Below are 12000 nucleotides of genomic sequence, written 5' to 3'. Positions count from 1 at the left end.
CATCTTTTTGACCGATGTTCGCAAATGAATTCGATCGACACCCTTATCAAGATGGCCAACCTGCGCGGCAGCCTGGATTTGCGTTGCCAGTTCCAGGGCGACTGGGCGCTGGATCACACGCCGGAGAATTTGGGCGTGGCGCCGTATCACATTGTGCTCAGCGGCACCTGCCGCGCCGAGTTAACGAGTGGGCAGCACGTAACGCTGGGGGAGGGCGATATCCTGCTGATGCCCGGTGGCGCCACCCATTTGTTGCGCAGTCCAGGTTTACGCATCCAGCCGATGCCACCGACGGTGATTGAGGGCGGTTTACTTCCGGTTCATCGCCTGGGTGGCGAACGGGTGGACTTGGACATGCTCTGCGGCAGCTTTCACTACAACCGGCAGTCGTTGTTGTTTGCCGCGTTGCCGGAGTATCTGGTGGTGTCCAGTCGGCAGTGGCAGGGCGATGGGCAATTGGCTGCGTTGATTGCTTTGTTGCGCAGCGAAGCGGATGGGCAACAACTGGGCGCCCGCTCGTTTATCGATGCACTGTCGTCGGCCTTGTTCACCCTGATCCTGCGCACCTGGCTGACCCTTCAGGCGCCGGTGGCCGGCACCTTCGCCTTGCTCGCCGACAAGCGCCTGAGCAAGGCCTGGCAGGCGATGCTGGCCGAGCCCGGCCATGAATGGACCATCGACAGCCTGGCCTTGGTTGCGACGATGTCGCGAGCGACCTTCATGCGTACCTTTGTGAAGGTGGCGGGTGTATCCCCGTGGGTGCTGCTGACCCAGTTGCGTATGGAGTTGGCGTTCAATCTGCTGCACCAGTCACGCCTGAGCCTGATGGATATCGCCGCCCAGGTGGGTTATCAGTCCCAGGCAGCGTTCAGCAAGAAGTTCAAGGAAACCTATGGCGAGGCGCCGGGGCGCCTGAGGGCGCGGTAGCCGTCACAACCAAGATCAAATGGGTGAGCTGGTTTGCCCTGCGATGGTGGTGCGTCAGTCGACAGATGAGTCGACGGACATGGCCTCATCGCAGGCAAGCCAGCTCCCCCATTGACCGGGTTTCCAGGCGGTTATCTGGCAGGCAGTAATTTCAGCGTGCCCCGCGTATTCGCCGTCACTTCCTCATCACTGAAATGCGCCTGCTCGTACCCGCCTTCAATGTAGGTTTCCGCTTGGTCGCCATAGTGCGAGTCAAACGGCACACCGCTTTGCCCCACCGGGTTGATGGTCAGGGCGTGGGCCGGGTCGGCGAAGTCGATCAGGCGGCGGGTCGATGGGCCGTAGGTCACCGGCCATGGCGCGGGGCCAATCATGGCTGTCTGGTTGTTCGGTACTTCGTGGCTGCCAGGGGCGGGGAAGGGGCCGACGTTGAAGACTATATCCAGCGGCTTCTGCATACCCAGCGGGTGGCCGTGGGTCAGGGTGTGCGCCTTGCCCCACTGCCATTGAGTCGGGTCATCACCGAAGGTGGCTTTGAGGTGTGTCAGGCTGTTGTCCCAGGCGAGCTTGACCGTGTCGGCGCGCTTGCCGTTCCACCAGGGCGAGTCCGGCGAGGCGGCCAGGCGTGGCAGGGCGGCATCGATCACCCGCGTAGTCAGCAGGGTCTTGAACATGGCATCGCCCAGTTTCGGGTGGAAGGCCGCGTCGGCGAGGTTGAACAGGAACTGGTTGAACAGCGTGGCGCTGGTGGAATCCAGCGGGTAGTCACCCTTCCAGCTTGCAAGCTGCTCCACCAGTTTCAACTGTGCCGGGTCCTTGACCACCTCGCGCAGCACCGGCAACAGCGGCGCCAGCAGGCGTGGGCCGTAGGCGGTGGTGGTGCCCAACTGCAAGGCCTGGCTGTTGGTCACGTCCCACTTCACGCTTTTGTCGCTCAGTTGCGTGTTCAACTGCTGGCCACGGTCGGCGAGGTTGTAATAACCGGGGATTTCCATGCCGGTGGGCGAGACCGGCTGGGCATTGGCCGACACCACATAACTGCGCGCCGGGTTTTCTTCCTGGGGGTTGGCGCTGAATGGGTAGAAGCCCAGCTTGTCGGCCTGGGCGGTGCTGCCATCGAGAATAAAACCGGCATTCACCCCCGCCGGGCGGATTGGCAACTGCGCCGCCGCCCACCAGCCGATGTCGCCCTTGGCATTCGCCCACACAATGTTCAGGCCCGGCGCCGAGACCTTGGCCGCTGCCGCGCGGGCCTTGGCCAACGTGTCGGCGCGGTTGAGCTGGTAGAAACCTTCAAGGATCGGGTTTTCGGTGTCCAGGAACGCCCACCACATCGCGATCGGCGTCTTGCCGGCATTTTCGCCGAGCACGTCATTGATGATTGGGCCGTGGGGCGATTGGCGCAGCGTCAGCGTCACCGGCGCCTGGCCCTTGACCGCGATCTGCTGCTCGCTGCTGGTCATGTCGACCCATTGGTCGTGGTACCAGACTTGGTTGGGGTTGTCCGGGTTGACCTTTTCGGCGATCAAGTCGAGGTCGTCGTTCTGGAACATGGTCAGGCTCCAGCCGAAATCCAGGTTGTGGCCCAGGAACGCTACCGGCACCAGCGCGTTGTGATAGCCGTAGAGCTCAAAGCCCGGCGCCGACAACTGCGCCTCGTACCACACCGACGGCACCGAGAAGCGAATATGCGGATCGCCCGCCAGCAATGGCTTGCCACTTTTGGTGCGGCTGCCGCTGATGGCCCAGGCGTTGCTGCCTTCGAACTGCGGCAAACCGTTGTCGGCCAGGGCCTGATCGCTCAACGAGGCGAGGGCGCCGAGGGTTTTCCAGTCGCTGGCGGCAAGGTTGAGCGCGCCTTTGGGCTGCCAGTCCAGGTCGAAGACTTTCAGGTAATCGCTGCCCAGTTGGTCGCGTACGTAAGTCAGCAGCGGCTCGGTACGAAATGCGGCGGCAAAGCTGTAGGCCATGTACCCGGCAACGCTGATGGTGTCCTCGGCAGTGAACGGTCGCTTGGCAATGCCCAGCACGTCGAACTCCATCGGGCTGGCGTGGCTGTCCTGATACTGGTTGATCCCGTCCAGATAGGCTTGCAAGGCCTTCCATGCCTTGGAGTCGTGGTCGGTGTGTTCCACGTAACTCAAGGCACGCTCGCGAATACGCAGGCTGCGAAACAGCTTGTCGGTGCTCAGCAGCTTGGGGCCGAGCACTTCAGCCAGTTCACCACGGGCCAGGCGCCGCATGATCTCCATTTGGAACAGCCGGTCCTGGGCATGCACGTAGCCCAGGGCGCGATACAGGTCGGTCTCGTTCTCGGCGCGGATGTGCGGCACGCCACGGTCGTCGTAACGCACCGTGACCGAACCTTGCAGGTTGGCCAGTGTTTCGGTGCCCTGGCGGGTCGGTTGCTTGCTGTAGACATACCAGCCGGCGCCAGCCAAGAGGGCGGCAATCAGCAGAGCGAGCACGGTCAGGCTGCGTTTCATGGACGATCCTTGGTCATTCGCCTTTTAGGTCAACGGAGTCTAATAGGTTTGGTGAGGGCTGAGGGAAATGCTGATAACGCGCCGATGTGCCTCGCCGACAGCCGAGGTTCAAGTGACCGGCAAGTCAAAAGGCTAGTATTGCGTTGTCATCTATGAGCTTTTTTCCATGACTTGCGCCACGCAACCATTGCCAGAACCCAGCCGCGCCGAGGCGACTTACGCGTGCTGCTTGGAAGCGCAATCGCTGATCAAGCGCTTTTTGCAGCACCCGCCGGAGGGCTTCGACGCCCGGCTATCCGAGCAGGGCCTGCCGTATTTTTTCACGCCATTCGACCTGTTGACCACCGCCGACGATGGGTTCGAGCAGCGCGTTCGCAACTGGCCGGGGTATCGGTTTTGGCGTTCGTGGCTGCGTATCGACAGCTGCTTCGTGGGCACTACCGTCAGTGAGTACTCGCCGTTTCCCCAAGGCGTGTCGCCCCAGGACCTCGCGCAGTGGCTGCAATATGAATGTGCACCGCAGCGCAAACTCACCGTGATCAAAGACGTGCCGTGCAACTCGCCGTTGCTCAGCGACGCGGACAACCTTTACGCGCAAGCCTTGATCGACGATTGCACCCGGCGTGGCTTCATCAGCCTGGAAGGCCAGGCGCTGGCCTATGTGCCGATCAACTTCACCAGCATCGACGAATACTTGGCGCGCTTGTCCCACAGCCGTCGGCGCAATATCCGGCGCAAACTGCGCAGTCGTGAAGCGATGCGCGTGGAAGTCCTGGAGACCGGCGATGCGCGCTTCAACGATGACGCCTGGCTCACGCACTTGTACGGGCTGTACAAGGCGGTGTACGACCAGAGCGAGATCCACTTTGACCTGCTCACCCCTGAGTTTTTCCGTGGCTTGTTCCGCGACGCCAGCAGCAATGGGCGCGTGTTCTGCTACTGGCACTGCGATGAACTGATCGGCTACAACCTGTGCTACGTGGAAGGCGACAAGCTGCTCGACAAGTACATCGGCCTCAATTACCCGCTGGCGCTGGAATTCAACCTGTACTTCGTCAGTTGGTTTGTAAACCTTGAGTACGCGCTGGCCAATGGGCTGAAGTTTTACGTGGCTGGCTGGACCGACCCACAGGTCAAGGCCAGCCTTGGCGCCGACTTTACCTTCACCCGCCACCTGGTCTGGGTGCGCAACCCGCTGCTGCGCAAGCTGGGCAGCCGGTTCCGCCATCACTTTGAAAGCGATGCCCAGTGGCAACAGGAGCACACCTCATGAGCCTGGCCCGACCGCCGCTGATTCTGGATTTCGATGGCGCCGTCAGTGACATCCCCGGCGCGACCACCTTAGCGCTACAGGCCTGGCAGGAAAAAATCCGCTTCGGCTGCCGGTGGGCGCAGTTCAAGGCGCTGGAGACGGCCCTGCACGCGCAAATGCCCGGTGACTACGGCTGTGTGTTTACCGGCAGTGGCGACTATCACCACCTCAGCCAGTTGTTGCTGAACCGACTGCCAACGCAGCAGAAGTTCCAGTTGATCATTTGCGACAACCACCCCGACAACATGCGTTACCCGTTCGGCATTCATTGCGGCTCGTGGGTCTATTGGGCCAGCCGCTTGCCGCAGGTCGAGCATGTGCATGTGCTGGGCATCGGCTCGCAGGATATCGGCCTGGGCCACGCCTGGGAGAATCACTGGTCGCCGCTGCTCAAGCGCAAGCTGACCTACTGGAACGTCAACGTCGACACGCGCTGGATGAACTGGGTCGGCGCCGGTCGCAGCAATCGCGCCTTCAGCAACCCGGACGATTTGATGCGCGCGTTCCTGGCGCAGTTTGACCGTTCGCTGCCGGTTTACCTGTCCATCGACAAAGACGTGTTGAGCCCCGAGGTGGTGAACACCAACTGGGACCAGGGCGAGTTTCTGGAGCAGCATTTGAACGACCTGATCAGCGCCTGCCAGGGCCTGATCATCGGCGCGGACATTACTGGCGACGTGTCGGCGTACCACTATGAAAGCAAGTTCAAGCGTTGGTTGAGTGCTTCCGATGGCCAAGAGGCGCTGCCTGAGGCGCAAGTGCAGATTTGGCAACAGCAACAGAACGCGCTGAATGGCCGTTTGGTGGACCGTATCAATCAGGGCTGGCGACAATAACCTTGAGCTGAGCCAGTACCTGTTCGAAGTGTTCGTCCGTCAGCCAATGGCTGTTGCTGATCGACAGTGTGCGGGCGGCGAAGGCTTGGGCCTGGGTAAGGTCGCCGCCTGGCTGCAACAGCGGAGCCGCCGCCGGATAGTCCGGCAAGGTGTGGATAAACAGGCGGGTCACGCCCAGCCCTGAGGTCCACAGCTGCGCCATCGCCGCATCACGTGTCTGTGCAGACGGCATCATCACCATCAAAAAAGGCCAGGTGCCTTGCTGCCCGGGCCGGTCCATTACCACCGAGACGCCGGGCAAGGCATTTAAGCGTGCTGCACGGCGTAAGGCGCGGGTTTGGCCCTGTTGCAAATAATCCGGCAGGCGCGCAAGCGCGGCGGCCCCGACCTTCTGGCGATAGCCGCCGAGACGGTGCAATGGGATGTCGTTAACCGAAAAGTCGTCGCCCACGGCGGCCACTTCATCGCCTTGGGCCAACGCTTTGCGCAGCGCCTTGCCATACACGTAATGCAAGCCACGCGGCTGATAGGCCAGGGCGTAACCCCACAGTTCGGCGCTGCGTTGCAGCTCCCAGCGCAGGCTGAAGGGCAGGTCTTGCCGGCACTGGCGGTGCAGCGCCTGGTGCAACACCGGGTCGCGACTGAACAGCACACCGCCTTCGGCTGTCGTCAGGCCTTTACCCAATGCCAGGCTGAAAAAACCTACGTCGCCTTTGAGCCCAACGCTACGGCCATCGTCAAGGGCGCCCATGGCTTGCGCGGCGTCCTCGATGACTGCCGCACCGACGGCGTCGGCAATACGCTTGGCGGCACCCACATCGGCCACGCGCCCAGCCAGGTGAGTGACCACCACCGCCAGCGTGCTGTCGTCGCACAGGTGCGCCAGTTGCTGTTCATCGAGGTCAATGCTGTTGGGCTGCAAATCACAGGGCACTACTCGCAGCGGCGGGCAGTAATGCGCGGCCAATGCCACCAAGGGGCAGGTGTAGGCGGGCACGATGAGGCGCGTGCGGCCGGGCATACGCTGCTGCAAGGTGCGCAGGGCGATGATCAGCGCAGCGGTGCCGGAGCAGGGCAGCGCCGGCCGTGGAATCGAGAATTGGCGGGCCAGCGAGTCGGCCAGGCCGCCCGAGAAACCGAGTAAATCCCGCCAGCGCAAAGGCAGCCCTGCGGTCGGCGGGATTTCCCATGGGTGTGTCATGACACCGGGGCCTGCGCCGGCTCGACCTCGACCTGTTTGCTCTCTTTGTCTTCGCTGCGCGCCAGGCAGAGGATCCCGGCGATAATCAGCGCGCCACCGATGATTTTAGGCAGGGTCAAGGTGTCATCGAACAGCCACACGGAGATCAGCGTCACACTGATCAACTCCAGGTGGGAAGCCGCAAACGCCGGGCCCACGGGGGCGTATTTGAGCAAGGTCATCCAGGTGAAGAAGGCGCCGATATAGCCCACAAAGGCGCCGTAGATCCACGGTGCGCCAAACACCCGGACCAGCCAGGCGACGTCCATGGTCAGCGGTTCGGCATGCACCGAGGCGAATTTGAAGCTGACCTGCGCCAAAGTGTCGAAAATGATCAGCGCCAGAAAACCCAGGATATAGAAACGTTTCATCATTCAAACCCTACGACAGTCACGCCACAGGCGATCAGCATGATGCCGATCAAGCGCCATTTGCTCAGGTTCTCTTTAAACAGGAAACGCCCGGCAATCATGATCACGACAATATTGATGGAGCCCAACATCACACCAACCGACAGGGGTACGAGTGTCAGGAACGCCAGCCACAACACGAATTCGAAGACATAACAGATCACGCCCAGCCAGATCCACGGACGCTTGAGCATGTGCTTCCAGTGGGCCAGACCGTCATGTTCGGCGCTGGCTGAGGCGGCGGCTTTAAAGGCCAGCTGGCCGGACGTATCAACGATAACGTTGAGCATCCAGAGGATGATGGTTAACTGGCTCATGTATTCCTACGCTTACAATCTCACTGAAAACGTACGATACAGCAGGCTGTGAATCGGGTAATTGGAGTTTGCCAGTTGAACAGCCTGTGTTCAGTTTGACGCCTTGCTCCACGCGCAATAACAGCCCACTGCCAGGGTGTGGGTGGCGTCTACTTCGCGTCCGGCCTCAAGGGCTTGCAGGATCGGCTCAATGAAACTGTTGCTGGAATTACACGTGAGCCCTTCGCTATAGGGCCCGAAATACGCGAGCTTGCCCGTGCGATCCCAAATACCCACGGCAGGCGTGGCCGGTACCTGATCGGCGCCGGGCAAGGCGTTGAGGGTTTTCATCTTGCGCAGGTTGTCGGGCAACTGGCCGTGGCTGCCGGCTTTTTGCAGGGCGTAGAACTCGACGCCTTGGGGCGCGTACTGCTCGATCAACTCGCCCAGGTGCTGTTGGTTGCCGACGTTGCACGGGCAGGCCGGGTCCCAGAAGTGCACCAAGCGGATCGGGCCGGGGCCTGAGAGTTCGGCGGGCAGGCGCAGGGCATCGCCGGAGAAGACGGCCGTGTGTTCGCTGAATGCGCGCAAGTAGCGACCCTGGAACCAGTCATACGCCGCCCACAGCACGCCGGCGCAGATGATCAGGGTCAGGCTGGCGAACAAGGCGGAACGGTAGGGCTGTCGCATTCAGAACTATCCTCACAGGTCGCGTAGCTTGCCATGCTTGCCCGGACAGATGAATATCGCAGCTCGATATTCATCTTCACCGCAAGTCTGGAACCTTTTATGCCTGTCAGCTTTGACCCCGATCATCTGCGTGAAAGCTTGCGGCCACTTGTGGACGCGCAACCGCTCAGCGCCGAGGCGCGGGTCTACCAGCGTTTCTACGGGCTGGACCTGGCCGCGCGCAAAGTACCGGCGGTGAGCCGCCTGGGGTGTTTTGAGGTGGACGGCTTCGAGGTTGTCGCCCAAGTGTGGTGGCCGCCTGTGCCTGTGGCGACAATGTTCATGTTTCACGGCTTCTACGACCATATGGGCCTGTACCGCAACGTGGTGGACTGGGCGCTGGACCAAGGCTTCGTGGTCATCGCCTGCGATTTGCCGGGCCATGGCCTGTCGAGCGGCGCACGTGCCAGCATCGACGATTTTGCGGTGTATCAGGACGTGGTGCAGGCGCTGTTCGCCCAAGCCAAGGCGCTGCAACTGCCACAGCCTTGGCACCTGTTCGGGCAAAGCACGGGCGGCGCGGTGGTGGTGGACCATTTGCTCCATCACGGCGCCGACAGCCCGGCGCAGGGCAAGACCTTCCTGCTGTCACCCTTGGTGCGCCCGCGTGCGTGGGGGTGGTCGCAGGTCAGCTATTACCTGCTGCGGCCCTTCGTCAAAGGCATCGCCCGGCGGTTCAGCGAGAACACCAACGACCCTAAGTTCAAGCCGTTCCTGGAAGCTGACCCGCTGCAGCCGCGCCAGTTGCCCACCGCCTGGGTTGGCGCACTGGCGCGCTGGATCAAACGCATCGAAGCCGCCCCGCGCAGCCCGCGGCGGCCGGTGATTGTGCAGGGTGAGGAAGACATGACGGTGGATTGGCAGCACAACTTGCAGGTGCTGCGGGGCAAGTTTGATCAGCCTGAGGTGTTAATGATCCCGCGTGGCAGGCATCACTTGGCGAATGAGATTGCGCAGATTCGTGAGGAATACTTCAAGTACCTCACCGACCATCTGAAGTAATACGGACTAAATGTGGGAGCAGGCAAGCCAGCTCCCACAATGATTACGGCGCCAGGCTTGAGGTGCTTTGGCCGACCGCCAAGCCTGCGCGAATGGCTGCAAGCGCCGCTTTGTAATACGTCCGACCCTCCGGCGACTCGGCAAACGTGGCGAATTCTTCCAGCTCCGGGTCAGACAAATCCTGATAGACGTACAGCAACGTGTTGTTCAGGTCATTGCCAATCTGCTGCATCAGCCGCTCACGCTGGCCATTCAACATGCCTTGAGCCTGACCACCGCCCAACAGGCCCGGGATCATCTGGCTTAGGCTATCGGCCGCCACACCGGCAATCGCCAAGCTGACTTCCGCGCCGGCTTCACGGGCGGGCAGCGCCTGGGCCAGGTGGCCGATGATCAGGCTGCGGGTGGCGTCGGCTTCGATGTGCGGCAGGCCCTTTGAGTTTTTTGCAAGTTGGTCGCGGCGCGTAGCCAGCAACTCGGCGGCGACAATCTTGCGGCCCAACGGCGATTGGAAAAACGCCAGGGCCGGTTTCGGGTCCGTGAGGTTCTTACGCAATTGCGCTTCGGCGCGTTGGTCCACGGCTTGGGCGGCAAAGCGTTTATTGCTGTTGTCCACCAGCGCCTGGTACACCGCCGGCGGCAGGCTATTGCGGTAGCGTTGCTGGGCGGCACTGAGGGCGTCATTGAAATGCGCACGTTGTTCGGCCCAGCCGGCGACCTTGTACAACTGGTCATGGCCGTCTGCCCACGCGGGCAAAACGCAGAACATCAGCATGGAAAAAAACAAACGACGCATATGGACTCCTGTCAGTCGGCCACTATTGTCCGTGTCGGGCGTAGGATTTGTCGAGAAATCCTATCGGTCACCTGACTAAAGTGTATTCAGACGCTCGGCGGCTCTGTCGGATTCACAGGCGTATGGATACTATGCGCGCCATGCAAATACCCCTTGATCATCCCCTGCTGCAACGCATCGTCGACGACCTGGCCGAAAAAGGTTGGTCGCAGCAGAACGGCTTCCTGCCCCAGGCTCTGACCCTGGAACTGGCGGCTGAGTGCCGTAAACGTGCGGCAGAGGGTGAATTGGCGCCTGCAGCCGTAGGACGCGGCCCGGCCCAGGAGATTCGCGAGGGGATTCGCGGTGACCATATCCAGTGGCTGGAAGAGGGTGATGCCGCAGTCTGCGAGACCTACATGGGCGTGATGGACAGCCTGCGCCAGGCGATGAATCGCGGCCTGTTTCTGGGCCTGGAAGACTTCGAAAGCCATTTCGCGATGTACCCGCCGGGGGCGTTTTACCTCAAGCACGTGGACCGTTTTCGCGACGATGACCGGCGCATGGTCTCGGCCGTGGTGTATTTGAACGATGCCTGGCTGCCCGAGCATGGCGGCCAGTTGCGCATGTACCTCAAGGGCGGCGTCGAACATGACGTGGTGCCCACCGGCGGCAGCCTGGTGGTGTTCCTGTCCGGGGAGGTGCCCCACGAAGTCCTGCCCGCCACGCGCGAACGCCTGTCCCTGACCGGCTGGTTTCGCCGGCGGGGTAACGAGCCTTTTTAACCATGCAAAAGATTCTGATCAGCCGCTGCCTGCTCGGGCACAAGGTGCGCTACGACGGCGGAGCCAGTGGCCCATTTGATCAATTGGCGGCGTGGCAGGCTGAAGGCCGCGTGGTTGCCATCTGCCCGGAAGTGTCGGGCGGTTTGCCCACGCCGCGTCCCTCCGCCGAGATACCGGGCGGGCAGGGCATCGATGTGTGGGAAGGCCGCGCTCAGGTGCTGACCGCAGAGGGCGAAGACTTCAGCGCCGCCTTTCTCGATGGCGCCCGCCAGGCGTTGGCGCTGGTGCAGCGCCATGACATCCGCATCGCCATTCTCAAGGCCAATAGCCCTTCCTGCGGCAACCTGTTGACTTATGACGGCACGTTCACTGGTGTAAAGGTGAGCGGTGAAGGGGTGACGGCGGCGTTGCTCAAGCGTCACGGGGTGTTGGTGTTCAGTGAGCTGGAGCTGTCCGAAGCGGCACGGCATCTCTCAAGCCTTATATAGATCAAAAATGTGGGAGCTGGCTTGCCGGCTATAGCGGTGTGTCAGTCACACATTAGGTGCTGACCCGTCGCTATCGCAGGCAAGCCAGCTTCCACATTGACCGAGTATTTATTCGGCCTTCGTATCGTTCTCAAACCACTTCTGCGCCAGCGCCTTCAGTCGACCATCGGCCTTCACGTGCTGTAATGCCTTGTCCAAGCTGCTTTTGAACGCCGGGTTGCCCTTCTGGAACGGAATCACCAGCTCAGGCTTTTCCCGATAAGGCTCACTGAAATCGAAACGATCCTTCAGCTCGGCAGTCATAGCGATATGGTTGATGGCCACGTCGTACTTGCCGGTTTCCACGCCCGGCAGCAGGTCAGTATCATCGGTGGTGATAAACGAGGGGCGCACGTCCATTTCCTTCGCCAGTTGCTCGCCCAGTTCCACTTCAAAACCGGTGAGCTTGTCGCCGTCCTTGAAGTTGAATGGCGGCGTGTTGGCCTCCAGGGCGATGCGCAGTTCGCCGCGATCAAACACATCATCGATCAATTCGGCGTGAGCCAATGGGCTCAGAAGGGGCAGTAAAAGTACAAGGCCAGGCGAAAAGCGCATGGTCGCTCCTAAAGAATTCGTCTGTGCGAGGCGCCGCTCAGCATCGCTTTGCTATGGTGTTCAGTGCCTTGGACAGCAATTTGTCGCGAAGTTGTCATAACCCTACAGATTTCATAGAAA

13 protein-coding genes are annotated in these 12000 nt (G+C 61.3%); 6 read left to right on the top strand and 7 right to left on the bottom strand.

The features are described from left to right. Nucleotides 1-24 precede the first annotated feature (24 nt). Entirely contained in the window at nt 25-927 is a 903-nt protein-coding gene (locus ACI77I_RS01300; RefSeq protein ID WP_406996828.1) for an AraC family transcriptional regulator, read from the top strand. A 131-nt stretch (nt 928-1058) separates the two neighbouring features. Here the strand turns inward: ACI77I_RS01300 and ACI77I_RS01295 are convergent, their stop codons facing one another. Beyond that, nucleotides 1059-3413: a penicillin acylase family protein gene (locus ACI77I_RS01295; RefSeq protein WP_406996827.1), complete on the bottom strand. Its 2355-nt coding sequence runs from the start codon at nt 3411-3413 to the stop codon at nt 1059-1061. 166 nt (nt 3414-3579) lie between these two features. On the opposite strand from ACI77I_RS01295, the gene ACI77I_RS01290 reads away from it, so the two are divergent. Beyond that, nucleotides 3580-4686, top strand: a complete 1107-nt coding sequence (locus tag ACI77I_RS01290; protein ID WP_406996826.1) for a GNAT family N-acetyltransferase — start codon at nt 3580-3582, stop codon at nt 4684-4686. Beyond that, nucleotides 4683-5561: a hypothetical protein gene (locus ACI77I_RS01285; protein WP_406996825.1), complete on the top strand. Its 879-nt coding sequence runs from the start codon at nt 4683-4685 to the stop codon at nt 5559-5561. The genes ACI77I_RS01290 and ACI77I_RS01285 overlap by 4 nt, the downstream gene beginning before the upstream one ends. On the opposite strand, the gene ACI77I_RS01280 is transcribed toward ACI77I_RS01285, so the two are convergent. From ACI77I_RS01280 to ACI77I_RS01265, 4 genes are all read right to left on the bottom strand, one after another. Next, nucleotides 5539-6762 (bottom strand): DegT/DnrJ/EryC1/StrS family aminotransferase, encoded by a 1224-nt coding sequence (locus tag ACI77I_RS01280; RefSeq protein WP_406996824.1) that lies wholly within the window; start codon nt 6760-6762, stop codon nt 5539-5541. The genes ACI77I_RS01285 and ACI77I_RS01280 overlap by 23 nt on opposite strands. Further along, nucleotides 6759-7172, bottom strand: coding sequence for a multidrug efflux SMR transporter (locus ACI77I_RS01275; protein ID WP_094949225.1), 414 nt, complete (start codon nt 7170-7172; stop codon nt 6759-6761). Before ACI77I_RS01275 ends, ACI77I_RS01280 begins: the two co-directional genes overlap by 4 nt. Continuing rightward, nucleotides 7172-7528 carry an EamA family transporter gene (locus ACI77I_RS01270; protein ID WP_094949224.1) on the bottom strand — a complete coding sequence of 119 codons (357 nt, stop codon included), beginning with the start codon at nt 7526-7528 and terminating at the stop codon, nt 7172-7174. Before ACI77I_RS01270 ends, ACI77I_RS01275 begins: the two co-directional genes overlap by 1 nt. 90 nt (nt 7529-7618) lie before the next feature. Continuing rightward, entirely contained in the window at nt 7619-8197 is a 579-nt protein-coding gene (locus tag ACI77I_RS01265) for a DUF6436 domain-containing protein (RefSeq protein WP_094949223.1), read from the bottom strand. 99 nt (nt 8198-8296) lie between these two features. Between ACI77I_RS01265 and ACI77I_RS01260 the strand changes: the two genes are divergently transcribed. Next, on the top strand, nt 8297-9238 hold the full coding sequence (locus ACI77I_RS01260) for an alpha/beta hydrolase (RefSeq protein ID WP_242153357.1): 942 nt from the start codon (nt 8297-8299) through the stop codon (nt 9236-9238). A gap of 43 nt (nt 9239-9281) precedes the next feature. Here the strand turns inward: ACI77I_RS01260 and ACI77I_RS01255 are convergent, their stop codons facing one another. Continuing rightward, nucleotides 9282-10034, bottom strand: a complete 753-nt coding sequence (locus ACI77I_RS01255; RefSeq protein ID WP_406996823.1) for a DUF2059 domain-containing protein — start codon at nt 10032-10034, stop codon at nt 9282-9284. Between the two features lie 131 nt (nt 10035-10165). Here ACI77I_RS01255 and ACI77I_RS01250 point away from each other — a divergent pair, with 131 nt between their 5' ends. Continuing rightward, complete coding sequence (locus ACI77I_RS01250; RefSeq protein ID WP_094949220.1) at nt 10166-10798, top strand: 2OG-Fe(II) oxygenase; 633 nt, start codon at nt 10166-10168, stop codon at nt 10796-10798. A 2-nt stretch (nt 10799-10800) separates the two neighbouring features. After that, complete coding sequence (locus ACI77I_RS01245; RefSeq protein ID WP_094949219.1) at nt 10801-11286, top strand: DUF523 domain-containing protein; 486 nt, start codon at nt 10801-10803, stop codon at nt 11284-11286. 108 nt (nt 11287-11394) lie between these two features. On the opposite strand, the gene ACI77I_RS01240 is transcribed toward ACI77I_RS01245, so the two are convergent. Beyond that, complete coding sequence (locus tag ACI77I_RS01240; protein WP_094949218.1) at nt 11395-11880, bottom strand: transporter substrate-binding domain-containing protein; 486 nt, start codon at nt 11878-11880, stop codon at nt 11395-11397. Between the last annotated feature and the right edge of the window lie 120 nt (nt 11881-12000).

The organism is Pseudomonas sp. D47 (assembly GCF_045447305.1).
Lineage (GTDB): Bacteria > Pseudomonadota > Gammaproteobacteria > Pseudomonadales > Pseudomonadaceae > Aquipseudomonas.
This window is presented reverse-complemented; position numbering and strand designations above follow the sequence as displayed.

Coding starts and splice junctions, on each gene's coding strand:
- ACI77I_RS01265 (WP_094949223.1), bottom strand. CDS start 8,197: ATGCGACAGCCCTACCGTTCCGCCTTGTTCGCCAGCCTGACCCTGATC.
- ACI77I_RS01240 (WP_094949218.1), bottom strand. CDS start 11,880: ATGCGCTTTTCGCCTGGCCTTGTACTTTTACTGCCCCTTCTGAGCCCA.
- ACI77I_RS01290 (WP_406996826.1), top strand. CDS start 3,580: ATGACTTGCGCCACGCAACCATTGCCAGAACCCAGCCGCGCCGAGGCG.
- ACI77I_RS01295 (WP_406996827.1), bottom strand. CDS start 3,413: ATGAAACGCAGCCTGACCGTGCTCGCTCTGCTGATTGCCGCCCTCTTG.
- ACI77I_RS01300 (WP_406996828.1), top strand. CDS start 25: ATGAATTCGATCGACACCCTTATCAAGATGGCCAACCTGCGCGGCAGC.
- ACI77I_RS01250 (WP_094949220.1), top strand. CDS start 10,166: ATGCGCGCCATGCAAATACCCCTTGATCATCCCCTGCTGCAACGCATC.
- ACI77I_RS01275 (WP_094949225.1), bottom strand. CDS start 7,172: ATGAAACGTTTCTATATCCTGGGTTTTCTGGCGCTGATCATTTTCGAC.
- ACI77I_RS01245 (WP_094949219.1), top strand. CDS start 10,801: ATGCAAAAGATTCTGATCAGCCGCTGCCTGCTCGGGCACAAGGTGCGC.
- ACI77I_RS01260 (WP_242153357.1), top strand. CDS start 8,297: ATGCCTGTCAGCTTTGACCCCGATCATCTGCGTGAAAGCTTGCGGCCA.
- ACI77I_RS01270 (WP_094949224.1), bottom strand. CDS start 7,528: ATGAGCCAGTTAACCATCATCCTCTGGATGCTCAACGTTATCGTTGAT.
- ACI77I_RS01255 (WP_406996823.1), bottom strand. CDS start 10,034: ATGCGTCGTTTGTTTTTTTCCATGCTGATGTTCTGCGTTTTGCCCGCG.
- ACI77I_RS01285 (WP_406996825.1), top strand. CDS start 4,683: ATGAGCCTGGCCCGACCGCCGCTGATTCTGGATTTCGATGGCGCCGTC.
- ACI77I_RS01280 (WP_406996824.1), bottom strand. CDS start 6,762: ATGACACACCCATGGGAAATCCCGCCGACCGCAGGGCTGCCTTTGCGC.